This window comes from Achromobacter kerstersii, assembly GCF_902859595.1.
Classification (GTDB): Bacteria; Pseudomonadota; Gammaproteobacteria; order Burkholderiales; family Burkholderiaceae_B; genus Achromobacter; species Achromobacter kerstersii.
Genome location: NZ_CADIJQ010000011.1, coordinates 25,718 through 49,458, shown reverse-complemented (window position 1 = coordinate 49,458; position 23,741 = coordinate 25,718). Strand labels below are relative to the sequence as shown.

Here is a 23,741-nt window from a genome sequence, read left to right as displayed (position 1 = left end):
GCAACCTCGGGGCAACGTCAGGCCAAACTCAGGCCAACGTCTCTGGCGCTGGCTGACGCCAACATTCAATCGCTTCCACCGCTTGCTCTGGGCTGCCGAAGATTTTGTCGCGGCCGATCTTCTTGACCAGCCCCGAGCGTTCCAGCGCCATGCGGAACTGGCCGTGGCCGCCCGCCACCAGCAGGGTGATGTGCCGGTCGTCGAGCTCGCGCTTGAGCTCATACAAGGCTTCCACCGCGTCGGCATCGGCCTGCGTCATGGCTTCGGCGTCCAGCACGAACCATTGCACATCGCCAGCCTGATCCATGACTTCGCGCGCGCGGCGGCGGAAGGCGTCGGCGTTAAAGAACCACACCGACGATTCAAATAGCCAGATCACGGCGCCCGGCACCGGCTGCGCTTCGGGATTCAGGTGCAGCTTGCCCAGCACGGATTCGCCGGGCAACCGGCCCAGCAGCGCATCACGCGGGTTGCCTGACACGTACATCGCGTACAGCAAGGTGGCGCCCACCGACACGGCCACGCCTTGCAGCACGCCGAATCCCACCACGCCTACCGCTGCCAAGACGCCGAACGCCAGTTCGATGCGGGAAATTCGCGCCAGCCGCATGAAGGCTTTGACATCAAACAAGCTCACCGCAGCCAGCAGCAAGATGGCTGACAGCACCGCTTGCGGCAGCCAGTACAACGGCTCACTCAAAAGACCCACCACGATCGCCAGCGCCATCGCCGCGCTGATGCTGACCAAAGGCGACGACCCGCCCGCCACCAGCCCCACCGCCGTGCGCGAATCGGCGCCCGTCACGACGAAACCCTGGAACAGGCCTGCCGCGACGTTGGCCGCGCCGAACCCCACGAGCTCGCGGTTGGGGTCAACGTGCTCGCCCGTGCGCGCGGCAAAGCTGCGCGCGGTGACGATGCCACTGGAAAAGCTGACCACCAGCACGCCTGCCGCGCCCAACAGCATGCTGTCCACGCCTTCAAGCCGAACGGGCAGGCTGATGCCGGGCAAGCCGGCAGGCACTTCGCCCACCACCGCAATGCCCAGCTCGGGAAAGTTGAATAGCCACGACAGCAGGCAGCCGCCCAGCACCAGCAAAATCGGCCCCGGCCACGCCGGGCGCCAGCGCTTGAGCCCCACCAATAGAATGCACGACGCCAGCCCCAGGCACAGCGTTGGAATCTGAATTTCCTGAATGCGGCGCGACAGCTCCAGAAACGGATGCACCAGCCCGCTATTGCGCAAGCCCACGCCCGTCAGGCCACTCAGTTGCGACATCGCCAGCGTGATGGCCACGCCCGCCATGTAGCCGATCAGCACGGGGCGCGACAGCAGGTTGGCCAGCACGCCCAGCCGCAGCACGCGCGCGATCAGGCAGCCCACGCCCACGGTCAGCGCAATGCCCGTGGCCGCAACCAGGCGGTCTTCGGGCGAGGTCAGCGCCATACCCGTCAAGGTGGCGGCGATCAGCGTGCAGGTAGCGGTGTCCGGCCCCACGATCAGCGTGCGCGACGAGCCGAACAAGGCGTAGCCCAGCATGCCCGCAATGGCGGCCCACAGGCCGGCAACGGGCGGCACGCCCATCATTGCGGCGTACGCCAGCCCCACCGGCAAGGCAACGGCCGCCACGCTCAACCCGGCCATGACGTCACGCCGCGCCGAGTCTCGCGTGATGCCACGGAAATTATTCAGGCCGGGAAAGAAACGTAGATTCATGGTGCTGCGAACGACCTGAAGGTTGAGATGACGCAAGGCGCGTGAGGACCGCCAGCCTACACCAAGGGCAGGCGCACCAAACCGTTTTAGATCAAACGACCGCCGCGTGCCATCCCTCAATCCATTCGCATTCCATTCCCGCATTTCATTCCCTTATGGAATAGAGTTTGTTGATTATTTATCTCTTTTGCAGGAAAGGAGGATTGCGTAGAGTCCCTCGCATAAGAAAAGCGGCGACACGCCGCGTCATTGCACACCGACACGGCCCGCCGCCTCGCCCACCCGATGCGGACACAACGGCCGGCACATCTGGAGACTCCATGTCCTTCGCCTTCCTGCGGCGCGCCAGCCGCGCGCTCGCTGTCGCCGGGCTTGCCGCGGTTGCCGCTGGCGCCGCCCCCGCCGCCTACGCCCAAAGCTACCCCGAGCGCCCCATCAAACTCGTCGTGCCATGGCCCCCGGGCGGCGCCACTGACTCGCTTGCGCGCCTGCTGGCGCAGCGCCTGACGGAACGCCTGGGCCAGACGGTGATCGTGGACAACAAGGCCGGCGCAGGCGGCAATATCGGCACGGCGTCGTTCGTGCGCGAAAAGGCGGACGGCTACACCCTGCTGATGGCCACCAGCTCCACCAACGCTGCGAACCCGCATCTGTATTCGCGCCTGGGGTTCGATGCGTCCAAGGACTTCGCACCCGTCGCTTTCGTGGCCGAGATCCCGAACATTTTGGAAGTGCCCAAGCAGTCACCCTTCAAATCGGTGGCGGACCTGGTGGCCGCCGCCAAGGCTGAGCCGGGCAAGCTGAATTACGGCTCGGGCGGCGTGGGGTCGTCGCAGCACCTGGCGGGCGCGCTGTTCAAGCATCTGACCGGTGCGGACGTGCTGCACATTCCCTACAAGGGCAGCGGCCCCGCCGTGTCGGATCTGCTGGCCGGACAAGTCGACATGATGCTGGACACGGGTTCATTGGCCCAGGTGCAAGCAGGCGCGTTGCGCGCGCTGGCCGTTGCGTCGCACCAGCGTTTGCCGGCGCTGCCGGACGTACCCACGTTCGAGGAAGCCGGGGTGCCGAAGATGATTGCGTCGGCCTGGTACGGCATCGTCGCCCCTGCCGGCACGCCGGCCGATGTGGTGCAACGCCTGAACAAAGAAGTGAACGCCGTCACGGCCACGCCGGGAGTGAAGCAGCGCATGGAAAGCATGGGCGCGCTGGTGCCGGCCGGTCAGACGCCGGAGCAGTTCAGCGCGTTTATTCAATCTGAAATTGCGCGGTATGCAGAGATCGTGAAGATCTCGGGCGCGAAGATGGAATAGCTACCGGCATCTGGCGCCCGCATCTGGCGCCGGCATCTGGCGCCGGCACATCTGGCTGGACGAAAAAAACGCCCCGAAAGGGGCGTTTTTGCATGGCGCGCGGACACGTTGCGAACGTGCCCGCCCCGCCATTTACTTTGCCGCGCGGGCTTCCAGCACGGCCACGGCCGGCAGGGTTTTGCCTTCCAGGAATTCCAGGAATGCGCCGCCGCCCGTCGAGATGTAGCCGACTTGTTCGCCGATGCCGTACTTGGCGATGGCGGCCAGCGTGTCGCCGCCGCCCGCAATCGAAAAGCCGTCCGATTCCGCGATGGCGCGCGCCACCACTTCGGTGCCGTTGGCGAACTGGTCGAATTCAAACACGCCCACCGGGCCGTTCCAGACGATGGTGCCAGCCTTCTTCAGGATCTCGGCCAACTGCGCCGCGGTCTGCGGGCCGATGTCCAGAATCATGTCGTCGTCGGCCACATCGGTGGCGGCTTTCACCGTCGCTTCAGCATCCGCGCCGAACGCCTTGGCGCACACCACGTCCACCGGAATCGGCACGGCCGCGCCGCGCTGCTTCATCAGTTCGATCACGGCGCGCGCCTGATCCACCTGGTCGGGTTCCGCCAGCGACTTGCCAATCGGCAGGCCAGCGGCCAGCAGGAAGGTGTTGGCGATGCCACCACCCACCACCAGCTGGTCAACCTTGTCGGCCAGCGATTGCAGGATGGACAGCTTGGTCGACACCTTGGAGCCGCCCACGATGGCGACCAGCGGGCGCTTGGGTTCGTGCAGCGCACGGCCCAGCGCGTCGAGCTCGGCTTCCAGCAAGGGGCCGGCGCAGGCCACGGGCGCAAAGCGCGCGATGCCGTGCGTGGTGGCTTCGGCGCGGTGGGCGGTGCCGAACGCGTCGTTGACATAGACGTCGCACAGCGCGGCCATCTTCTTGGCCAGCGCTTCGTCGTCTTTCTTTTCGCCGACGTTCACGCGGCAGTTTTCCAGCAGCACGACCTGGCCGTGATCCACCTGCACGCCATCGACCCAGTCACGCACCAATTGCACGGGCATGCCCAGCAATTCGGACAGGCGCTGGCCAACCTTGGCGAGCGAGTCGGCTTCGGTCAGCACGCCTTCTTTCGGGCGGCCCAAGTGGGACGTGACCATCACGGCGGCGCCGGCATCCAGCGCCAGGCGAATGCCGGGCACCGACGCACGGATGCGGGTGTCTTCGGAAATGCGGCCGGCATCATCGAACGGCACGTTCAAGTCGGCACGAATGAACACGCGCTTGCCGGACAGTGCGCCGGACTTGGCCAGCGCGGACAGGGTATTGACCTTGGACATATTTGAATTCCTACGATGGGCGAACAAAGGGGACGAACCCATTTTCCGCAATGGCGGAAAATAAATCCGTCCCCTCTGGACTGACCGTGTTGCTTACTTGGCCGACATCAGCGCGACGGTGGTGTCGAGCATGCGGTTCGAGAAGCCCCACTCGTTGTCGTACCAGGACGAGACCTTGACCAGACGGCCCGAGACCTTGGTCAGCGACGCGTCAACGGTGCTGGAGGCCGGGTTGTGGTTGTAGTCCACCGAAACCAGGGGCTCGGTGTTGTAGTCCAGAATGCCCTTCAACTCGCCTTCCGACGCCGCCTTCAGGATGCTGTTCACTTCTTCGGCGGTCGTGTCGCGGCTGGCCACGAACGACAGGTCAACCAGCGACACGTTGATGGTCGGGACGCGGATGGCGTAGCCGTCCAGCTTGCCGTTCAGTTCCGGCAGCACCAGGCCCACGGCGGCGGCAGCGCCGGTCTTCGTGGGGATCATGCTCATCGTGGCCGAACGCGCGCGGCGCAGGTCTTCGTGATAGACGTCGGTCAGGACCTGGTCGTTGGTGTAGGCGTGAACGGTCGTCATCAGGCCGTTCTCCAGACCCAGCTTGTCGTTCAGCGGCTTGACCAGCGGGGCCAGGCAGTTGGTGGTGCACGAAGCGTTCGAGATGACGGTGTCCGTCGACTTCAGCACGCCGTGGTTCACGCCGAAGACGATGGTGGCGTCCACATCCTTGCCGCCCGGGGCCGAGATGATGACTTTCTTGGCGCCGCCCTTGATGTGCGCGCCGGCCTTTTCCTTCGTCGTGAAGAAGCCCGTGCATTCCAGAACCACGTCGACCTTCAGCTCGCCCCAGGGCAGTTCAGCCGGGTTGCGGTTGGCCAGCACACGGATCTTGTCGCCGTTGACGACCATGAAGTCGCCGTCGACTTCGACGGTGCCCGGGAACTTGCCGTGGGCGGTGTCGTAACGCGTCAGGTGCGCGTTGGTCTTGGGGTCGCCCAAGTCGTTGATGGCGACGATTTCGATATCGTGCTTCTTGCCACCTTCGTAGTGGGCACGCAGGATGTTGCGGCCGATGCGACCGTAACCGTTGATGGCGACGCGAATAGTCATACTAAGCTCCTTTTTTACAAAACCTGTTTGACGGTCTCGGCCACCTTGTCGGCGGTCAGCCCGAAGAACTTGAACAGTGCGCCGGCCGGAGCGGACTCACCGTAGCGGTCGATGCCGACCACGGCGCCTTCAAGGCCCACGTACTTGTGCCAGAAGGCGGTGACGCCGGCTTCGACAGCCACGCGCGGCAGGCCCTTGGGCAGCACGGATTGTTTCCAGGCGGCATCTTGCTTATCGAACACGTCGGTGCTGGGCATGGAGACCACGCGCACAGCAACGCCTTCCTTGGCCAGCTGCGCCTGCGCGTCCAGCGCGATGGCCACTTCCGAACCCGTGGCGATGATGACGGCGCGGGCGCCTTCGGCATCGCGCAGCACGTAGCCGCCACGCGCAATGGCGTCAACGGTTGCGGCGTCGCGCGGCACGAACGGCAGGTTCTGGCGCGACAGCAACAGGGCCGTCGGGCCGCCGTCATGGACGTCCATGCCGATGCTGGTCGGGCGCGTCACGGCAGCATTCCAGGCGACGGCGGTTTCGGCCGTATCGCAAGGACGCCAGAGCGACAGGTTGGGGATCAAACGCAGGCTGGCGGCGTGTTCGATGGATTGGTGGGTCGGGCCGTCTTCGCCCAGGCCGATCGAATCGTGCGTGAACACGTGCACCACGCGCTGCTTCATCAGCGCGGCCATGCGGATGGCGTTGCGCGAGTAGTCGGAGAACGTCAGGAATGTGCCGCCGAAGGGCAGGTAGCCGCCGTGCAGGGCCACGCCGTTCATGATGGCGGCCATGCCGAATTCGCGCACGCCGTAGTTGATGTGGCGGCCGAACTGGATACCCTTGTCACCGGCGCGAACGGCGGCAACGCCCTTCCAGTCGGTGAAGTTGGAACCGGTCAGGTCAGCGGAACCGCCCAGCATTTCCGGCAGCACCGGCGCCAGCGCGCCAATGGCGAATTGCGAGGCCTTGCGGGTGGCCACGGTTTCGGCCTTTTCCAGCGTGGCGTTCAGGAATGCCTTGAACTGTTCGTTGTAGCCTTCGGGCAATTCACCCTTCATGCGGCGCGTGAATTCAGCGGCTTCGGCGGGGAATTCGGCGGCGTAGGCGTCAAACGCAGATTGCCATTCGGCTTGGGCGGCTGCGCCCTGCTTGCGGCCATCCCAGCCGTCGTACACGGCTTGCGGAATCTGGAAGGGTTCCGACGACCAGCCCAGCGCAGCGCGCGTGGCGGCGATTTCGTCCTTGCCCAGCGGCGCGCCGTGCACGTTGTGCGTGCCGGCCATGTTGGGCGAACCCTTGCCGATCACGGTGCGGCAGATCACCAACGTGGGCTTTTCCGATTGCGAACGCGCGGCCTTGATGGCGGCGTCCACGGCGGCGACGTCATGGCCGTCTACGCCACGGATCACGTTCCAGCCGTAGCCTTCGAAACGCTTGGCGGTGTCGTCGGCGAACCAGTGTTCGACGTGACCGTCGATGGAGATGCCGTTGTCGTCATACAGCACGACCAGCTTGGACAGCTTCAGCGTGCCGGCCAGCGAGCACACTTCGTGCGAGATGCCTTCCATCAGGCAGCCGTCGCCCGTGAAGGCGTAGGTGTGGTGGTCGACGATGTTGTGGCCGGGCTTGTTGAATTCAGCAGCCAGCAGCGCTTCAGCCAGCGCCATGCCCACGGCGTTGCCCAGGCCCTGGCCCAGCGGGCCGGTGGTCGTTTCCACGCCCGGGGTGATGCCCACTTCGGGGTGGCCCGGCGTCTTGGAATGCAACTGGCGGAAGTTCTTCAGTTCTTCGATCGGCAGATCGTAGCCCGTCAGGTGCAGCAGGGCGTAGATCAGCATCGAGCCGTGGCCATTGGACAGCACGAAGCGGTCGCGGTTGGCCCAGGCGGGATCTTTGGGGTTGTGGCGCAGGTTGCCCGTCCACAAGGCTTGGGCGATTTCCGCCATGCCCATGGGTGCACCCGGATGCCCGGAGTTCGCTTGTTGCACGGCATCCATCGCGAGGGCGCGGATGGCATCCGCCAAGGCAAGTTTAGGGGCGGTCGGATTGCTCATTCGGAAGGCTCTTTGAAGCTGACCCGTCTACAGGAAATATAGGGGCCAGTTGAGTGGGTTGCGAAGCAGACGATTTTAGCATCAGGGGATTTCCCTCACGCCATCCCCCTTAAGCTCGATGTAATGCGCGATGTAATCAGCCGTTTCCGCGAGAGAAGTATTAGCGTACATCCCACAATTGCGGGAATGTGGTCTGACATTCAGGATGTGGCCCTGTACCCCTCTACCGGAGCCGCCTACCATGGGCCTCATGCTGAACCTCACCATTCCTGTCGAAGGCATCATGGCATTGCGCACCGCCCTGGGCGAAGAGCGCGCCATTGCGGTGGCGCGCGCACTTGAGCACGCCCAGATCAAAGGCGAAGCCGAACTGGCCGCCAAGCTTCGGCAGGACTGGCGCAATGAAATGGCCACCATGATTGCCCCCTTCGCGCGCCGTGAAGAACTGGCTGAAATCCGCAATCAGATTGCGCAGTTGCCCACCCGCGAAGAACTCAAGCGTTTCGCCACCCACGAAGATCTGGCCGACCTGCGCGCGCAGTTCATGCGCCTGGACAAGAAAATGACCGTGGGGTTTCTGACGCTGCTGGGCCTGAACCTGGCGTCCAGCGCGCCCACCTTCCTGGAATGGGGGGTCAAGATGGTAGGCTACGCGCTCAAATAATCTGATCGCCCGCCCCTTCTTCGCCAGAACCCCATGTCCGCCCCCCGCTTCTTTTGCGACATCCCCCTTTCCGCCGGCACCCGCATCGCCTTGCCCGAAGCGCTGGCGCACCACGCACTGCGCGTGCTGCGGTTAAAAGCCGGTGAAACCGTTGTGCTGTTCAATGGCCAGGGTGGCGAGTACCCCGCCGTGCTGGACGTTGAAGGCAAGGCGGGCTTTGCTCAACTGGGTGATTTCACCGCTCGCGAAGCCGAGCTTGGCGGACGCATCACCCTCGTGCAGGGTCTGCCTTCGGGTGACAAGATGGATTGGGTGGTGGAAAAAGCCGTGGAACTGGGCGCCGCGCGCGTCAGCCCCATCGCCGCGCAACGCAGCGTGCTGCAACTGTCTGGCCCCCGGCTGGATAAGCGCGTGGCGCATTGGCAGCGCATTGCGCAATCCGCCGCCGAGCAATGTGGCCGCAACCGGCTGATGGCGGTGGATGCCCCGCAATCACTGGCCGACTGGCTGGCTCTGCCTGCCGAAGGCCCGCGCCTGTTGTGCCACCCCGAAGCGGCTGACGACCTGGCTGGCGCACTGCGCGCCACGCCCGGCGTGCAGGCGCTGACCTTGCTGGTGGGGCCTGAAGGGGGCTGGTCTGACAAGGAATTGGAACTCGCCCGCCAGGCGGGTGTGCAGGCCGTGCGATTCGGCCCGCGTGTGCTGCGAACCGAGACCGCCGGGCTGGCGCTGATATCTGCTGTCAGCGCCTTGTTGGGCTGGTAGCGTTTGAGCTGGCGGTTTAGCTGGCGGTTGGACTGGTAGCGGTTGGGCGGGTAGCGATCAGTCGTTTTCGCCGTAAGGCGCGGCCGCAATGCCGGGCTCCGGGTCGGGGTGCTTGCCTGCGTGTTCAATAACAAACGCAAAGATGCGCCCGTTCTCGCGGGCAAAATCGGCTGCGTCCGAACACACCGTTTCAATGCGGGCGGCATCCTCTTCCAAGACCGGGTCGCCGGAATGCAGCCGGTACAGCCACAGCACGACGCCAATCTTGTGATCCAGCACCGTGTCGCACAGGCAGTCATAGAGCGCATCCAGATTGCCGCCGAAGTATTCGGGGAAGTCCACCGCCTTGACGATGGCGCGCAGCACCGCAGAACGGCTCCTGGCAGGATCGCAGTTGGCAACGAACAAGGACAGGCCCAGTTCGTGGGAGGCATCCACCACGGCCTTCTTGTCCAGCCCTTCATGAGGAAGCGCTCCGCCGCGCAGAAGCTGCTTCTGCAACGTAGATTGGCCATTGCGCGTCATGCCTGAGCCTCCTTGAAAAAGGCGATCACTTCGTCGTTACGCTGCATCGTATCGGCATAACCCAGATCGATCAATCGCTTGGTGTAGCTGGATTCGAACAAGAGATAGGACATCAGGGCCCCGCCTCCTGGACGGCGTGGATCGGACGATACACCGAGTACGCGGAAAAGAGCACGGGCTTGTGCAGGCATGTCGTTCAAGTGTTCCAGCGCCATCGTGTCCAGCGACTGGCTGGGCGTGATCGTCAGCACCTGAATGCGCCGCACATTCACGGTCGCGCCGTCCGGCGTGGCGTGGTCCATCAGGTAATTGATGCGCTCCAAGCGCTCAACGTCGACCGACAAGCCATCCAGGAAAATGCTCGACAGCGCATGGCCGCCCACTTGGGCCAAAGAGGGATACGGCGGCGAATCCGCCCGGTGCTCAGGGTGGGTGTCGTCGCGGAACCCTGTGCCAATCACCATCACCCGATGCGCCCCCAGATGAATGGCCGGACTGATCGGGGCCAGTTGCCGCATGGAGCCGTCGCCGCACCACTCGCCCTTACCATGCACCTGCACCTGGCGGGCGGGGAACACGAACGGAATCGACGACGACGCCATCAGATGATCCATGCTGATCGGCGTGGGAATGGCCAGGCGCAGATATCGGTGCCAGGGCTCGATGGGCGTGTGCGCCTGGTAGAACGTCAGATGCTCGCCGCTGGTGTAGCCCGACGCGGTAATCGCCAGCGCCGACAGCGAACCGCGTTCAAGATTGGACCGCAAGTTGCCAAAGTCCAGCACCCGCCCCAGCAGGGCTTCCATGGGGCTGTTGTCCAGCAGCGATTGCGGCCGCTTGCGCGTCAACCCCGAATACATCCAGCCCAGCGCCAGCAGGCCCAGCCAGCGCACGCCCGTGCGGATCAGGCCCGGCGCGTCGGCGCGGTAAATCATGTCGGTGTTCAGCGACGACCACAGCCGGCGGATGCGGCGCACGCCCAGGTGCGGGCGGTCGGCGCGGCACGCCAGCGCGGCGGCGTTGATCGCGCCGGCCGAGGTGCCGCAAATGATGTCGAAGGGATTCTGAAAGCGCGAGTGCCAGTCGGGGTCCAGCAGCTCCATGATGGCGCTGAGCACGCCGACCTGATAGGCGGCTCGCGCGCCGCCACCCGTCAGGACCAGACCGGTCGGCGTGCGTGGGCACGCCGGGCCGGCGGGACTGACTTCAACGTGGCGTGTTGACATCGACCACAGTCATCGCGGTCATGTTGACGATGCGGCGCACGGTCGAGCTGGAGGTCAGAATATGCACCGGCGCATTGCAGCCCAGCAGGAACGGGCCCACCGCCACGTTGCCGCCGGCTGCCGTCTTGAGCAGGTTGTAGGCGATATTGCCGGAGTCCACGTTCGGGCACACCAGCAGATTCGCTTCGCCCTTCAACGTGGACGACGGCAGGATGCGCATGCGCAGCGCTTCGTCCAGCGCGCAGTCGCCGTGCATTTCGCCGTCGATTTCCAGGTCGGGCGCTTGCTCGCGCACGATTTCCAGCGCACGGCGCATCTTGGCGCCAGACGCCGAACTGCCCGAACCGAAGTTCGACCGCGACAGCAGCGCCACCTTCGGCGCCAGGTACATCCGGCGCATTTCGTTGGCGGCCGCGATCGTGAATTCCGCGATCTGTTCGGCCGACGGTTCGTCGTTCACGTGCGTGTCCACCAGCACCACCGTGCGCTCGTTGAGCAGCAGGATGTTCATGGCGGCATATACGTTGTGGCCGGGGCGGCGGCCAATCACTTCATCTACAAAACGCAGGTGATCGTGATACGCGCCCACCGAGCCGCAAACCATGCCGTCGGCGTCGCCCAAGTGAACCATCATCGCGCCAATCAAGGTCATGCGGCGGCGCATTTCCACGCGCGCCATTTCCTTGGTGATGCCGCGGCGGCACATGCGTTCCCAGTACGTCGTCCAGTATTGATGGAAACGTTCGTCGTATTCCGGGTTGGTGACTTCAACGTCTTCGCCCAGACGCAAGCGCAGGCCCAGCTTTTCGATGCGGGTCAGCAGCACCGACGGACGGCCCACCAGGATGGGACGCGCCAGGCCTTCGTCCACCACCACTTGCACGGCGCGCAGCACGCGTTCGTCTTCGCCTTCCGCAAACACGATACGGGCCGGGCCGCCTTCGCGCACGATGCGCTTGGCCGCCGAGAACAGCGGCTTCATGAACGCGCCCGAGTGGTACACGAACTGCTGCAACTGTGCTTCGTAGGCTTCCAAATCAGCCAGCGGGCGCGTGGCGACACCGCCGTCCATGGCGGCCTTGGCCACTGCCGGGGCGATGCGCACGATCAGGCGCGGGTCGAACGGCTTGGGAATCAGGTATTCGGCGCCGAATGAAATATCGAACGTGCCATACGCCGCGGCGACGACTTCGTTCTGCTCTTCCTGCGCGAGCTGGGCAATGGCGTACACCGCCGCCTTTTCCATTTCACGCGTGATGGTCGTGGCGCCCACATCCAGCGCACCACGGAAAATGTACGGGAAGCACAGCACGTTGTTGACCTGGTTCGGGTAGTCCGAACGGCCCGTGGCCATGACCACATCGTCACGTACCGAGTGCGCCAGTTCCGGCAGGATTTCCGGGGTCGGGTTGGCCAGCGCCAGAATCAGCGGGCGCGTGCCCATGGCAGCAACCATTTCAGGTTTCAGCACGCGGCCTGCCGACAGGCCCAGGAACACGTCGGCGTCCTGGATCACTTCGGCCAGCTTGCGGGCGTCGGTTTTCTGCGCAAAGCGCGCCTTGTCCGGGTCCATCAACACGGTGCGGCCTTCATAGACCACGCCTTCAATGTCCGTCACCCAGATGTTTTCCAGCGGCAGACCCAGGTCCACCATCAGGTCCAGGCAAGCCAAGGCAGCGGCGCCCGCGCCCGAGGTCACAACCTTGACCTTCTTGATGTCTTTACCCACGACCTTCAAGCCGTTGATGAACGCGGCCGATACACAGATCGCGGTGCCATGCTGGTCGTCATGGAAAACCGGGATCTTCATGCGTTCACGGAGCTTGCGCTCAACGGTGAAGCATTCGGGTGCCTTGATGTCTTCCAGGTTAATGCCGCCGAACGTGGCTTCCAGGCCGGCGATGATTTCGACCAGCTTGTCCGGATCGGTTTCGTTGATTTCGATGTCAAAAACATCCAGGCCGGCGAACTTCTTGAACAGCACCGCCTTGCCTTCCATCACCGGTTTGGATGCCAGCGCGCCGATATTGCCCAGGCCCAGCACGGCCGTGCCGTTGGTGATCACGCCCACCAGGTTGCCGCGCGCGGTGTAGCGGAACACGTTGGCCGGGTCGGCCACGATTTCCTCACAGGCCGCCGCCACGCCGGGCGAATACGCCAACGCCAGATCGCGCTGGTTCGTCAGTTGCTTGGTCGGCGTGACCGAGATTTTGCCGGGGCGCCCATGCTCGTGATATTCAAGGGCGGCTTTGCGAAGGTTGGCATCCATAGGGGCGGCTACTAGCTAATAAGTGAGACACGGAGAGGGAGGAATTCTATTCCCATGACGGCCAGCGCGATACGTCTGCGGCGAGCCACCCTCTTAATTGGGGACGAGCGGCGAAATCTTACAGCAAGCTGAATTTCTATTCGGTAGCGCGGGGCAGGAATAAGGGAAAACGACCATCCGGATCGAACAAGGTCTTCACTCGCCCATCCAGCCGCACGGTCGCCAGCCCCAGGGTTTCGGGCGCGGGGCCGGTCTCGTTCCAGGCCGGCGCAGCCGTCAGCGTCACGCTTTGCACCCACGCCAGCGTGCCGCCATGCCCGAGCAGCAGGTGCGCTAGGTTGACGGTGGCCGGGGCCAGGGGTTTCAGTGCATCCAGGCGGTAGCGGCCCAGCCAGTGATAGCCATCGTGCGTGGCGAAAGCATCACCGCCCGAAGCCAGCTGGAACAGCGCTGGCACCAGGCTTTGCACGGTGGCCGAGCGCAGGGGCTGCACGTCGGCCTCGCCGAAGGGGCCAAGCGTTTCTTCGATGCCATCTGCCAGCATCACGTCCACCGCCAGTACGCCCGAGGCCGCGCACTGCCCGGCAGGCCAAGGCGCGGGCGCCGCCAGCCATTCGGCCAGGGTCATGGCGCCCGGAAAATCCGCGAATTGCCGCAACCCGGCTTGGGCCAAGGCAGCCAGCGGCACGCCTGGCTGGGCCCGCCAGCGCGGCGGCTCACCCGCCAACCGGGCCAGCCCGGTCAATGCGGAAGGGTCGATGCGCAGCCGCGGGCGGGCAGACAGCGCATACGGCCCGGTTGCCCCTTCCAGCGTCATCACAATGCGGTACTCCGCGCACAGCGTGCGCGCATGCGCGACATCAGCGTCGCGCGTCGGCGTCAGAATGGCTTGCGCCCCGCCAGGGCCGTCTTCGCCCAGGTCTTGAACCTGCCCTTGGCAAAGCAGCTTCAGACGCTGCATGAAGGCTGCCCACGGAGTCTGGGCAGGCCGCCGGCCTAGCAGGAAGGCGCGCCGGGATGGCTGCATGACTACAATTCCTTTTTCGCTACAAGACGCTTTCGAGAATCCAATGCCCCGCTTAGCTACTCGCACTCATGATTTTCTGACCTTTCACGCGGTCGAACTCTTCAAGCAGGCGCAAGCGCTGCAAGCGGCGGGCAAGGACATTATCAGCCTGGGCATTGGCGAACCGGACTTTACCGCGCCCCCTCAAGTGGTGGAAGCGCTGGAGCGCGCCGCACGCGCCGGGCTCAGCGGCTACAGCCCGCCCGCAGGTATTACGCCATTGCGCGAAGCCATTGCGCAGTTCTACCACGACCAGTTCGGCGCCAAGATCAATCCGGCCCGCGTCATCGTCACCGCCGGCGCGTCGGGCGCGTTGACGCTGGCCTGCGCGGCGCTGGTCAATAGCGGCGGCGAAGTCCTGATGCCGGACCCGGCCTACCCTGCCAACAGCAACTTCGTGCTGGCCGCGGGCGGCGTGCCGCGCCTGATTCCAAGTTCGGCCGAGAAGCGCTTCCAGCTGTCGGCCCAGGACGTGGCCCAGCACTGGACGCCTGCCACGCAAGGCGTGATGGTGGCCTCGCCCAGCAACCCCACTGGCACCAGCATCGCCCACGACGAGCTGGCCGAGTTGTTGGCGCAAGTGCGCGCCCGCGACGGCTTCGCCATCGTCGACGAAATTTATCTGGGCCTGTCTTATGACGGCCAGCCGCGCTCGGCCCTGACGCTGGACGATGACATCATCGTCATCAACAGCTTCTCGAAGTACTTCCACATGACGGGCTGGCGCCTGGGCTGGATGATCGTGCCTGAAGACATGGTGGCGCCGGTAGAAAAGATTGCCGCCAGCCTGGCCATCTGCGCGCCCACGCTGGCGCAGCACGCCGCGCTGGCGTGCTTTACTGAACAGGCCATGAAAACGTTTGAGCACCGCCGCGAAGCCTTCAAGCAGCGCCGCGATTACCTGCTGCCCGAATTCGAGCGCCTGGGCATCCAGGTGCCGGTCAAGCCGGACGGCGCGTTCTATATCTACGCCGACATCAGCAACCAGGGCATGGACAGCAACACGTTCTCGCAGCGCCTGCTGCTGGAAGCGGGCGTGGCGGCCGTGCCGGGCGTGGACTTCGGCCCCGCCCACGGCGCGCACACCATGCGCTTTTCGTATGCCACCGGCCTGGACCGCCTGGAAGAGGCGGTGGCGCGAATCGGTAAATTCCTGGGTCGTTGACCCCCAAAGCACAAGGCGCGCTCCAATGGAGCGCGCCTTGCGGGCTTGCAGGCAGGCGTGGCGACGTGCCGGTTTCCGGACTTAATCCCGAGCCAGAGCAATACCCGAGGCCAGCGCCAAGCGCCGGCGTTCAGCCTGCACCTTTGCGCCATAGCCGTTGTCGTCCGGCCCCGTGGAACCCACGTAGCAGGCCAGGCCGCCATCGACGGACCCGCGCCGGTTGATACAGTCGCGCAAGATCGTGGCCCCGACACCAATATTGGCGATCGGGTCCAGCGCCGTCTTGCCGACCGCGTCGAACTTCTCCTGGTGCACGCTGGTCATGACCTGCATCAGGCCCTGCGCGCCCACATGGCTTTCGGCCAGCGGGTTGTAGCGGGACTCGATGGCGATCACCGCCAGCACCAGCAAGGGGTCCAGCTGCTTTTCGCGGCTGACCTTATACACGGTGTTCAACAGCGGACCGGTGGCGTCATAGGCCACCTTGTACTTGCGCGAGATATAGTTGCGCAATGCTTCGGCTTGCGGACCGGTCGCCACCAAGGCGGGCTTCTTCGGTACGGGCGGCGCGACGCGAGCCGGCCCCAGCATGCCGGTGGCATTGCTGGCGGGAGCGGTTGGAACGGCCATGGCAATCGCCGACGCAGTGTCGGAACCCAACTCGGAGCCGACATCGGATTCGGTGCCGGATTGCATGGATGAAGGCGCTAGGGCGGTCAACAAGGCTTTGTGCACTTGCAATGCCTGATCGCGCAAACCAGGCAGGGCAAATCCCATGCTTACCGTCACAATCACCGCGATGCCCAGATAGACTGAGCAGATACGCAAGGACTCGGCAAGATATTCGTGCACTCCTTGGGCCATATTCCTGAACAGGTTGGCCACTGACGCATCGGGCATAAAAACCTCCTGCGTGAAAAAGAGGGAGTCAATGTTAACCTCTCTTTCTCCGTAAAATGTAACCAAATCGCTGGGATCTGTAGTGAAATACCGCGACCTTAGAGACTTCCTCGCCCAACTTGAACGCATGGGCGACCTCAAACGCATCGGCGCGCCGGTGTCCACCCGGCTGGAAATGACGGAAATTTCCGACCGTGTGCTGCGCGCCGAAGGCCCCGCCCTGCTGTTCGAAAAAGCCCAGCACGACGGCAAGCCGGCCGAGATGCCGGTGCTTACGAATCTGTTCGGAACGCCGTCGCGCGTGGCCCGCGGCATGGGCGCCGACAACGTCAGCGCGCTGCGCGACATCGGCGAGCTGCTGGCATCGCTGCGCGAACCCGAAGCGCCCAAAGGCCTGCGCGATGCGCTGGCCAAGGTCTCGATGCTGAAGGCCGCCTTGTGGGACATGAGCCCCAAGAACGTCAAAAGCCCGGCCTGCCAGGAAGTGGTCTGGGAAGGCAAGGACGTGGACCTGACCCGCCTGCCGATTCAAACCTGCTGGCCCGGCGACGTGGCGCCGCTTCTGACGTGGGGCCTGGTGATTACGCGTGGCCCCAACGCCAAGCGCCAAAACCTGGGCATCTACCGCCAGCAATTGCTGGGGCCGAACAAGCTGATCATGCGCTGGCTGTCGCACCGCGGCGGCGCGCTGGACTTCCGGGACCACGCCCTGGCCAACCCGGGCACGCCGTTTCCCATCGCCGTTGCGCTGGGCGCTGACCCGGCCACCACCTTGGGCGCCGTCACCCCCGTGCCCGACAGCCTGTCCGAATACCAGTTCGCCGGTCTGCTGCGCGGTTCGCGCACCGAGGTGGCGCAGGCGCTAGGCAGCAATTTGTCGGTGCCGGCCTGGGCCGAAATCGTGCTGGAAGGCCATCTGCTGCCGTCTTCCGACCCGCGCGCCATCAAGCCTGTGGTGCCGGAAGGCGTGAACCCGCCGCCCAACAGCGACTACGAAATGGCGCTGGAAGGCCCCTACGGCGACCACACCGGCTACTACAACGAGCAAGATTGGTTTCCGGTCTTCACGGTCGAGCGGATCACGATGCGGCGCAATCCCATCTATCACTCCACCTACACCGGCAAACCGCCCGACGAGCCCGCCGTGCTGGGCGTGGCGCTGAACGAAGTGTTCGTGCCGCTGCTGCGCCGTCAGTTGCCGGAAATCGTGGATTTCTACCTGCCGCCCGAAGGGTGCAGCTACCGCCTGGCGGTGGTGTCGATCCGCAAGCAGTACGCGGGTCACGCCAAGCGCGTCATGTTTGGCCTGTGGAGCATCCTGCGCCAGTTCATGTACACCAAGTTCATCGTGGTGGTGGACGAAGACATCAACCCGCGCGACTGGAAGGAAGTGGTGTGGGCGATGACCACCCGCATGGACCCGGTGCGTGACACGCTGCTGGTGGAAAACACGCCGATCGACTATCTGGACTTTGCATCCCCGGTCTCCGGCCTGGGCGGCAAGATGGGCCTGGACGCCACCAACAAATGGCCGGGCGAAACGAATCGCGAATGGGGTACCCCCATCACGATGGACGCCGACGTCAAGAAACGCGTGGACGACATCTGGGGCCAATTGGGCCTGTAAACCCGCTCAAGTCACCACAAAGAAAAAACCCCGTCCGTAACGCGTTACGGACGGGGTTTTTTATTGGCAAGGCGGGCTGCGAGACGACGATTACTACGAGCCGTCCCGCGAGCTTTGCCAGAGCTTGTACAACTGCCAGCCGACCAATGCGCCCCCGGCAATCTTGAGCACCTTGGACCGGTTGCCGCCACGCATGAACAACGTGGACAACGACGAGCTGACCAGCGGATAACGGCGCGCCATCGTGATGGCCTGCAATGCCCAGCGCGAGGCCCCGCCCGCCGCCAACCGAGGCAGCAAGCCCCGGATGATGGATGCGGGTTCCAGCTTGTGGCCCGTCGACACGATATTCTGCGCCAGCGATTCGCGCTCGATGGCTGCGCGCGCGCGCAGCAATTCGATACGCACGGCGCGATCAACGATAGGAGACCTTTTCGACATGGTTCAGTCCTCCTCGCGTCGGCGCGTGGGCGGGGGATCGTCGTCTTGCGCATCGCGGATGCGTTCCAGCAATTCCGCATCACGGCCCAGTTCTTCGAGCGTGGCCGCGAAAGGCGGCGCGCCGTAGACCAAGCCGTGCCGCACCACCAGCAACAAGGCCACGCCGACAATGCCGTAGAAGGCAGCCAGCAGGCCCAGGGCCAGATAGCGGTCTTCTGTGGGCCAGAACAGCACGGCGACAGTCACCGTGAACACCAGCACCGCCAACGTCAAGAAGAGCAACGCGGCAAATGCCATGCCCAACAGTTTGAGCAAGCGCGATTTCTCGTCGGCGGCTTCCAGCGCCAGCAACTCGAGGCGCGTGCGTACCAACCCGACCAGGCTGGACGCAACTCCGAAAACAGATTTTCGTAGACCCATGGCATGAAGGACACCGGGCGGGCAGCGCGGCAAGATGCCGGCGCGGCCCGCCCGGACGTCCAAGCCTTATCAGCGGCGGCTGATCAGCAAGCCGAGCAGCAGGCCGGTCACGCCTGCGATCCCGATGGCTTGCCAGGGATTGTCGTGCACGTAGTCGTCGGTGGCGCGAGCGGCTTTGCGGCCACGCTCCAGCACGGCGTCTTGGGCTTCGTATAGGGCTTCGCGCGTGCGCTTGAGCGAGGTCATGGCGCGGTCACGCAGTTCGTTTGCCTTTTCGCCGGTGGTGCCGGCCGCTTCGCGCAGCAGGTTTTCGGCGTCATTCAAACTGGTCTTGACACTGTCGATGAGTTTTTCTTTTGCGACTTCTTCGGATTTTCTCGTGGCCATTTTTTGAGCTCCTGTTGTGTGTCTATGACGAAAACATCATACCAGCCGCCATGCCCGCAGCATGGCCCGCTTGATACTGTGTGCTACTTGATCTGCGTAATTTCAACGGCTGACTTTACACCGCCTTGATCAATGTCTTGCTTCATCACCAGGTTCACCGCGGGGCAATACCAATCGGTGACGGTCGTGTTCATGCCGGGGATCGGAATGGTCAAACCTTGGAAGGTCGCCATCGTGGGGTCCGAGTTGCGCGTATACGTGATGGGATGGCACGACTGGTTGCCCAGCGCCGTGTTCACCGCCTTCTTCTGGCCCACCGATTTCTCGCCGATGCGCACCGTTGTGCTGGGCTGGCCGCCCACCGGCGCTTCCTTGCCGATCTTCAAACGGAACGACGAGCCGGGCAGTTTTTGTCCCGGGTTGAGCTTGCCGTCGTACGCGAACAAACCCAGCATGCGCAAATCAAACTGGCCTTCGGAAGGTTGCGGGGCTTCGCCGGCATTGGCGTAGCGCAAAAAGGTGGCTTGGCCGCCCTTTACCGTCATCAAATAATCCAGCTTGGACTTGCCCGGCGGCAGGCCTGCATAGCTGAACGTGGCGACGCCTTGCACGCGTGCGCGGCAGTTGTCGCCATTGCTTTTTGTAACCTCGGCGAAGGTCAGGTCAGCGCCCAAGGACAAGTTGCCCGAGCCGGTCAGTTGCACCGCGCCGCCGTCATGCATGAACTGCGCATCGCAAACGCCGGCCTGCGCCGACGCGGCCGCGCCCAGCGCGCCCGCCGCCAAAATCAGGGATGCCATTTTTCGCATCGTCACAAGCCACTCCATATATCCGGAAAGCGCCGCCCGCCCGAGCGAACGGCGGTTTGATACTACACCGGTTAAACCGGGCGGCGTATGTCGGAACGTGTCCGAAACGCGCGTTCGCAGAGCGCCCCCGTCAAATAAGTTCTGGAAATATGGATTCATGAAATCAAAAGTTGTGGGGATGTAAACCCGTCCCTATCATCGGGTGATATTTTGCCGGGGACACCCGAGGCGGCTAAGAGATGAAGCTTTTCCCGATTTTTGCCGATCTGAAAAATCGGCGGGTGCTGGTGGTGGGCGGCGGCGCGGTGGCGGAGCGCAAGACGCTTGCCCTGCTGGAAGCCGCCGCAGATGTCGTCGTGGGCGCGCCGGAACTCACGCCTGCGCTGACGGCGCTTGCCGCAGACGGCCGCATTCGCTATTTGCCCGGCCGGTTCGACCCAGCCTGGCTGGACGACATCTGGCTGGTGGTGGCCGCAACGGACGATCGCAGCGCCAATGCCACCGTATCGGACGCGGCCAGCGCGCGCCGCATCTTTGCCAATGTGGTGGACGACCCCGAACTGTCGTCCTTTCAGGTGCCGTCCATCGTTGACCGCTCGCCCGTCATCGTGGCCATTTCATCGTCGGGCGTGGCGCCCGTGCTGGCGCGCCGCGTACGCGAGCGCATCGAATCGCTGTTCGACCACACGCTGGGCCAATTGGCCGCGCTGGCCGCAACCTACCGCAAGCGCATTCGTGCAAGCCACCCGGATCTGGGCGCGCGCCGCCGCTTCTACGACTGGCTGCTGGACGGCCCCGTCGCTGGCTTTCTGCGCCAGCAGCAACCCGCACAGGCCGAAGCCGCGTTGTCTGACGCGCTGGACACGCCCATCGCGCCTGCCGACGGCAGCGTCGTGCTGGTCGGCGCCGGCCCTGGCGACCCCGGCCTGCTGACCTTGAAGGCATTGCGCGCGCTGAACGAAGCAGACGTCATTCTGTACGACCGCCTGGTCAGCGACGACATCATGTCGCTGGCGCGCCGCGATGCCGACCGCGTGCCCGTAGGCAAGCTGCCCGGCGAAAACCACCACGCCACGCAGGCCCGCATCCACGCGCTGCTGGTGGAACATGCGCAAGCGGGCCGCCGCGTAGTGCGGCTGAAAGGCGGCGACGCGTTTATTTTTGGCCGGGGCGGCGAAGAACTGGAATATCTGCGCACGCACGGCGTGCGTTATGAAGTGGTGCCGGGCATTACCGCCGCACTAGCCTGTGCGGCCTATGCGGGCATTCCGCTCACGCACCGCGAGCACGCGCAATCGGTACGCCTGATCACGGCGCATTGCCGCGAAGATGAAGACAACCTGGATTGGCCCGCGCTGGCGCGTGAAAAGCAGACGCTGGCGTTCTATATGGGTGTGGGGCAGTTGGACCTGCTGACCCGCAGGCTGCTGAGCCACGGACGCGCCGCCCAGACCCCGTTCGCGTTGATTGAAAACGGCAGCCGGCCGGAACAGCGGGTGCTGTCCGGCACGCTGGAGGCGTTACCCCGATTGGCGGCGGAACATGGCATTCATTCGCCCGCATTGTTGATCGTGGGCGAGGTCGCCGGTCTCGCGCCGAAACTCCAATGGTTTGGGCAGCATCTGGAGGGGCGGTGACCGGCTGAGGAAAAGGCCGGGGGAACGCAACATGACGCAACGTCACCCCGGCCCTGCCTTTCAATCCGTCTTTTGCGTGGTCCCGAAAATGCGGTCGCCCGCATCACCCAGGCCCGGCATGATGTAGCCGTGTTCGTTCAAGCCGTCATCGATGGACGCCGTATAAATATGCACGTCCGGGTGCTTGGCCAGCACGGTATCGATACCCACCGGCGCCGCCACCAGCACCAGCGCGCGGATTTCCTTGCAGCCGGCGCGCTTGAGCAGGTCGATAGCAGCAACCATGGAGCCGCCCGTGGCCAGCATGGGGTCGACGATCAGCGCCAGGCGCTGGTCCAGTTCGCCCACCAGGCGTTCCAGGTACGTGTGCGCTTCCAGCGTTTCTTCGTTGCGGGCCACGCCCACCACGCTGACCTTGGCGCCCGGAATCAGGCTGAGCACGCCGTCCAGCATGCCGATGCCAGCGCGCAAAATCGGCACGACCGTGACCTTTTTGCCCGCAATTTTCTCGACTTGAACCTGGCCACACCAGCCTTCCACGGTGGTCGGCGCCAGCGGCAGATCCTTGGACGCCTCATAGGTAAGCAGCGCGCCCACTTCCTGCGACAACTCACGGAAGCTCTTCGTGCTGAGGTCTGCGCGACGCATGATCCCGAGCTTATGGCGGATCAGCGGATGGCGGATTTCGTGCACAGGCATGTGCGTAACTCTCCAGAATATTGAAATACAGGGGTTATCGCCTCGGGGGAACCAGACCGGCGCAACGCGTTTGCGTCGCCCGTTTTCGAGCCACACCCGAGGATCGTAATCGGTTTAAGAAAGTTGTGGCCTGTTGTTGCGGCCTGTTGTTGTGGTCTATTGATCGGCAAGCCAGGCGATGAGCGCGTCGTCAAACGCCCGGACAGCGCCCGCCTGCTCATGGTTGACGATGCTGACCACCACATAGCGCTTGCCGCTGGCGCCCAGCACGTACCCGGCAATCGAGCGCACGTCGCGCAGCGACCCCGTCTTCAGGTGGGCCATGCCCTGCGTGCCATCGCCTTTCAGGCGGCGGCGCACCGTGCCGTCCACCCCCGCAATGGCGAAGGACGAAATGTACTCCGGCATAACCGGCGAATTCCAGGCCACGGTCAACATCGAAGCCAGGCTGTCAGCCGACACGCGCGCATCACGCGACAGGCCCGCGCCGTTGTCGATGACCAGCTCCGGCATGTCCAGCCCCTGCTTGACCAGCAGCCCCTTGGCCACGGCCTCGCTGCTGCCCACGGTAGCGGGCCGGCGGCCGCGTTCGGCGCCCAAGGTCAACAGCAGCGTGCGCGCCATGACGTTGTTGCTGCGCTTGTTGATCTGGCGGATCACCTCGGCCAGCGTCGGCGAATCATGCGAGGCCAGCACCACGGCGTCAGCCGGCACCATGCCCGCCCGGACCTGCCCCTTGAACGTGCCGCCCAACTCCTTCCAGAGCATGCGGAAGATTTCGGTGGCGTAGTCGGGTTGCGACAACGCCAGCCGGTACAAACTGAATTCGCCGCAAGAACCCGCCACTTTGCCGCCCACGCGGATCGTCACGCCTTGTTGGGTGATGAGCGGCTCGGTCGTCACCACCGGGGGGCCGGGGCAGCGGATGTCGCTCCATTCCACGCTGCCTTCGATCTTCAGGCCGGGTAACGGCGGATCGATCAGCGGCACCCATTTATGGGCGGCGGCGTCTGGCGTGAACAGCAGGCGCAGCGCACCGAAACCCACCATCAGGGCGTCGGGGCTGGCGTTATAGGCGCGGTCCGGGGCGCCATCGAAGGCGCCCGGGTCGGTTGCGACCTGGCCAAAGATGCTGCGGTCGATAACCAGATCGTTGATCTGCTTGACCCCGCGCAAGCGCAGTTCGCGCAGCAGCGCCCACAGGTCTTGCATCAGAAATTGGGGGTCGCCGCCCGCCCGCAGATACAAGGGGCCGGCCAGCACGCCCTTGGCGTCGGGGCGCGCGCCCGGTGCCGTCATGAATTCCGTGCGCCAGACATAGTTGGGGCCAAGCTCGGACAGCGCGGCCCAGGTGGTAACCAGCTTCATCACCGAAGCCGGGTTGCGAGCCTCCTTCGCGTTCAGCGCCACCAGACGCTGCCCGCCCAGCTCTTGCACGACCAGCGACAGCGCGCTGTCGGGCAGCTTGGTGGCCTTCCAGGCGTTGACGACGTTGGGCGGCAAGCCCTGGACTTGCGCGCAGGCCGCCCCCGCGGACAGGGCCAGCAGCCCGCCGGCCAGCCATTGCTTCAGCCCGCCCACCCGCTTATTCGCTTGTCCCGTCATGCCTTGTCCACCCGGTTGCTAG

General features: G+C 64.4%; 21 protein-coding genes. 6 read left to right on the top strand and 15 right to left on the bottom strand.

From position 1 onward, the window contains the following. Positions 1-28: 28 nt before the first annotated feature. On the bottom strand, positions 29-1,717 hold the full coding sequence (locus HV765_RS25675) for a SulP family inorganic anion transporter (RefSeq protein WP_175171418.1): 1,689 nt from the start codon (positions 1,715-1,717) through the stop codon (positions 29-31). A 320-nt stretch (positions 1,718-2,037) separates the two neighbouring features. Between HV765_RS25675 and HV765_RS25670 the strand changes: the two genes are divergently transcribed. Continuing rightward, positions 2,038-3,030, top strand: a complete 993-nt coding sequence (locus HV765_RS25670) for a Bug family tripartite tricarboxylate transporter substrate binding protein (RefSeq protein WP_175171417.1) — start codon at positions 2,038-2,040, stop codon at positions 3,028-3,030. Between the two features lie 132 nt (positions 3,031-3,162). Here the strand turns inward: HV765_RS25670 and HV765_RS25665 are convergent, their stop codons facing one another. The 3 genes from HV765_RS25665 to tkt form a co-directional block, all read right to left on the bottom strand. Beyond that, the gene (locus HV765_RS25665) at positions 3,163-4,359 is read right to left on the bottom strand and encodes a phosphoglycerate kinase (RefSeq protein WP_054422544.1); all 1,197 of its coding nucleotides are present in this window, start codon (positions 4,357-4,359) and stop codon (positions 3,163-3,165) included. A 93-nt stretch (positions 4,360-4,452) separates the two neighbouring features. Continuing rightward, positions 4,453-5,463 carry a type I glyceraldehyde-3-phosphate dehydrogenase gene (gap, locus tag HV765_RS25660; protein WP_006221200.1) on the bottom strand — a complete coding sequence of 337 codons (1,011 nt, stop codon included), beginning with the start codon at positions 5,461-5,463 and terminating at the stop codon, positions 4,453-4,455. Positions 5,464-5,477: 14 nt separating this feature from the next. Next, positions 5,478-7,514 (bottom strand): transketolase, encoded by a 2,037-nt coding sequence (gene tkt / locus HV765_RS25655; RefSeq protein ID WP_175171416.1) that lies wholly within the window; start codon positions 7,512-7,514, stop codon positions 5,478-5,480. Between the two features lie 241 nt (positions 7,515-7,755). Between tkt and HV765_RS25650 the strand changes: the two genes are divergently transcribed. Together HV765_RS25650 and HV765_RS25645 are read left to right on the top strand one after the other, a co-directional pair. Then, positions 7,756-8,178 carry a hypothetical protein gene (locus HV765_RS25650; protein WP_175171415.1) on the top strand — a complete coding sequence of 141 codons (423 nt, stop codon included), beginning with the start codon at positions 7,756-7,758 and terminating at the stop codon, positions 8,176-8,178. Positions 8,179-8,211: 33 nt separating this feature from the next. Then, on the top strand, positions 8,212-8,943 hold the full coding sequence (locus HV765_RS25645) for a 16S rRNA (uracil(1498)-N(3))-methyltransferase (RefSeq protein ID WP_175171414.1): 732 nt from the start codon (positions 8,212-8,214) through the stop codon (positions 8,941-8,943). 57 nt (positions 8,944-9,000) lie between these two features. Here the strand turns inward: HV765_RS25645 and HV765_RS25640 are convergent, their stop codons facing one another. The 4 genes from HV765_RS25640 to HV765_RS25625 form a co-directional block, all read right to left on the bottom strand. Then, entirely contained in the window at positions 9,001-9,468 is a 468-nt protein-coding gene (locus HV765_RS25640; RefSeq protein WP_054422548.1) for a barstar family protein, read from the bottom strand. Next, positions 9,465-10,694, bottom strand: a complete 1,230-nt coding sequence (locus HV765_RS25635; protein ID WP_420840165.1) for a patatin-like phospholipase family protein — start codon at positions 10,692-10,694, stop codon at positions 9,465-9,467. The genes HV765_RS25640 and HV765_RS25635 overlap by 4 nt, the downstream gene beginning before the upstream one ends. Then, positions 10,675-12,963, bottom strand: a complete 2,289-nt coding sequence (locus tag HV765_RS25630; RefSeq protein WP_175171413.1) for an NADP-dependent malic enzyme — start codon at positions 12,961-12,963, stop codon at positions 10,675-10,677. Before HV765_RS25630 ends, HV765_RS25635 begins: the two co-directional genes overlap by 20 nt. A gap of 136 nt (positions 12,964-13,099) precedes the next feature. Then, on the bottom strand, positions 13,100-13,990 hold the full coding sequence (locus HV765_RS25625; RefSeq protein WP_175171412.1) for an FAD-binding protein: 891 nt from the start codon (positions 13,988-13,990) through the stop codon (positions 13,100-13,102). Between the two features lie 43 nt (positions 13,991-14,033). Between HV765_RS25625 and HV765_RS25620 the strand changes: the two genes are divergently transcribed. Continuing rightward, positions 14,034-15,194, top strand: a complete 1,161-nt coding sequence (locus HV765_RS25620) for a pyridoxal phosphate-dependent aminotransferase (protein WP_175171411.1) — start codon at positions 14,034-14,036, stop codon at positions 15,192-15,194. An 81-nt stretch (positions 15,195-15,275) separates the two neighbouring features. Here the strand turns inward: HV765_RS25620 and HV765_RS25615 are convergent, their stop codons facing one another. Continuing rightward, on the bottom strand, positions 15,276-16,094 hold the full coding sequence (locus HV765_RS25615) for a lytic transglycosylase domain-containing protein (protein WP_054422551.1): 819 nt from the start codon (positions 16,092-16,094) through the stop codon (positions 15,276-15,278). An 82-nt stretch (positions 16,095-16,176) separates the two neighbouring features. Between HV765_RS25615 and ubiD the strand changes: the two genes are divergently transcribed. Next, complete coding sequence (gene ubiD, locus HV765_RS25610; RefSeq protein ID WP_175171410.1) at positions 16,177-17,721, top strand: 4-hydroxy-3-polyprenylbenzoate decarboxylase; 1,545 nt, start codon at positions 16,177-16,179, stop codon at positions 17,719-17,721. Positions 17,722-17,814: 93 nt separating this feature from the next. On the opposite strand, the gene HV765_RS25605 is transcribed toward ubiD, so the two are convergent. The 4 genes from HV765_RS25605 to HV765_RS25590 all read right to left on the bottom strand — a co-directional run bounded on the left by HV765_RS25605 (position 17,815) and on the right by HV765_RS25590 (position 19,778). Next, positions 17,815-18,162 carry a hypothetical protein gene (locus tag HV765_RS25605; RefSeq protein ID WP_175171409.1) on the bottom strand — a complete coding sequence of 116 codons (348 nt, stop codon included), beginning with the start codon at positions 18,160-18,162 and terminating at the stop codon, positions 17,815-17,817. Between the two features lie 3 nt (positions 18,163-18,165). After that, positions 18,166-18,582, bottom strand: a complete 417-nt coding sequence (locus tag HV765_RS25600) for a phage holin family protein (protein ID WP_054423290.1) — start codon at positions 18,580-18,582, stop codon at positions 18,166-18,168. Positions 18,583-18,651: 69 nt separating this feature from the next. Then, positions 18,652-18,969, bottom strand: a complete 318-nt coding sequence (locus tag HV765_RS25595; RefSeq protein WP_006221213.1) for an ElaB/YgaM/YqjD family protein — start codon at positions 18,967-18,969, stop codon at positions 18,652-18,654. A gap of 83 nt (positions 18,970-19,052) precedes the next feature. After that, a complete protein-coding gene (locus tag HV765_RS25590; RefSeq protein ID WP_082387012.1) occupies positions 19,053-19,778 on the bottom strand; it encodes a hypothetical protein in 726 nt (241 codons plus the stop codon). A gap of 239 nt (positions 19,779-20,017) precedes the next feature. Between HV765_RS25590 and cysG the strand changes: the two genes are divergently transcribed. Beyond that, complete coding sequence (gene cysG / locus HV765_RS25585) at positions 20,018-21,415, top strand: siroheme synthase CysG (RefSeq protein WP_175171408.1); 1,398 nt, start codon at positions 20,018-20,020, stop codon at positions 21,413-21,415. Positions 21,416-21,475: 60 nt separating this feature from the next. On the opposite strand, the gene upp is transcribed toward cysG, so the two are convergent. Beyond that, positions 21,476-22,114, bottom strand: a complete 639-nt coding sequence (gene upp / locus HV765_RS25580; protein ID WP_054422556.1) for a uracil phosphoribosyltransferase — start codon at positions 22,112-22,114, stop codon at positions 21,476-21,478. Positions 22,115-22,270: 156 nt separating this feature from the next. Then, positions 22,271-23,719 carry a D-alanyl-D-alanine carboxypeptidase/D-alanyl-D-alanine endopeptidase gene (gene dacB, locus HV765_RS25575; protein WP_054422557.1) on the bottom strand — a complete coding sequence of 483 codons (1,449 nt, stop codon included), beginning with the start codon at positions 23,717-23,719 and terminating at the stop codon, positions 22,271-22,273. Positions 23,720-23,741: the final 22 nt, after the last annotated feature.

Excerpts from the sequence above, each read along its gene's own strand:
- HV765_RS25675 (WP_175171418.1), bottom strand. The coding sequence starts at position 1,717 with ATGAATCTACGTTTCTTTCCCGGCCTGAATAATTTCCGTGGCATCACG.
- HV765_RS25670 (WP_175171417.1), top strand. The coding sequence starts at position 2,038 with ATGTCCTTCGCCTTCCTGCGGCGCGCCAGCCGCGCGCTCGCTGTCGCC.
- HV765_RS25665 (WP_054422544.1), bottom strand. The coding sequence starts at position 4,359 with ATGTCCAAGGTCAATACCCTGTCCGCGCTGGCCAAGTCCGGCGCACTG.
- gap (WP_006221200.1), bottom strand. The coding sequence starts at position 5,463 with ATGACTATTCGCGTCGCCATCAACGGTTACGGTCGCATCGGCCGCAAC.
- tkt (WP_175171416.1), bottom strand. The coding sequence starts at position 7,514 with ATGAGCAATCCGACCGCCCCTAAACTTGCCTTGGCGGATGCCATCCGC.
- HV765_RS25650 (WP_175171415.1), top strand. The coding sequence starts at position 7,756 with ATGGGCCTCATGCTGAACCTCACCATTCCTGTCGAAGGCATCATGGCA.
- HV765_RS25645 (WP_175171414.1), top strand. The coding sequence starts at position 8,212 with ATGTCCGCCCCCCGCTTCTTTTGCGACATCCCCCTTTCCGCCGGCACC.
- HV765_RS25640 (WP_054422548.1), bottom strand. The coding sequence starts at position 9,468 with ATGACGCGCAATGGCCAATCTACGTTGCAGAAGCAGCTTCTGCGCGGC.
- HV765_RS25635 (WP_420840165.1), bottom strand. The coding sequence starts at position 10,694 with ATGTCAACACGCCACGTTGAAGTCAGTCCCGCCGGCCCGGCGTGCCCA.
- HV765_RS25630 (WP_175171413.1), bottom strand. The coding sequence starts at position 12,963 with ATGGATGCCAACCTTCGCAAAGCCGCCCTTGAATATCACGAGCATGGG.
- HV765_RS25625 (WP_175171412.1), bottom strand. The coding sequence starts at position 13,990 with ATGCAGCCATCCCGGCGCGCCTTCCTGCTAGGCCGGCGGCCTGCCCAG.
- HV765_RS25620 (WP_175171411.1), top strand. The coding sequence starts at position 14,034 with ATGCCCCGCTTAGCTACTCGCACTCATGATTTTCTGACCTTTCACGCG.
- HV765_RS25615 (WP_054422551.1), bottom strand. The coding sequence starts at position 16,094 with ATGCCCGATGCGTCAGTGGCCAACCTGTTCAGGAATATGGCCCAAGGA.
- HV765_RS25605 (WP_175171409.1), bottom strand. The coding sequence starts at position 18,162 with ATGTCGAAAAGGTCTCCTATCGTTGATCGCGCCGTGCGTATCGAATTG.
- HV765_RS25600 (WP_054423290.1), bottom strand. The coding sequence starts at position 18,582 with ATGGGTCTACGAAAATCTGTTTTCGGAGTTGCGTCCAGCCTGGTCGGG.
- HV765_RS25595 (WP_006221213.1), bottom strand. The coding sequence starts at position 18,969 with ATGGCCACGAGAAAATCCGAAGAAGTCGCAAAAGAAAAACTCATCGAC.
- HV765_RS25590 (WP_082387012.1), bottom strand. The coding sequence starts at position 19,778 with ATGCGAAAAATGGCATCCCTGATTTTGGCGGCGGGCGCGCTGGGCGCG.
- cysG (WP_175171408.1), top strand. The coding sequence starts at position 20,018 with ATGAAGCTTTTCCCGATTTTTGCCGATCTGAAAAATCGGCGGGTGCTG.
- upp (WP_054422556.1), bottom strand. The coding sequence starts at position 22,114 with ATGCCTGTGCACGAAATCCGCCATCCGCTGATCCGCCATAAGCTCGGG.
- dacB (WP_054422557.1), bottom strand. The coding sequence starts at position 23,719 with ATGACGGGACAAGCGAATAAGCGGGTGGGCGGGCTGAAGCAATGGCTG.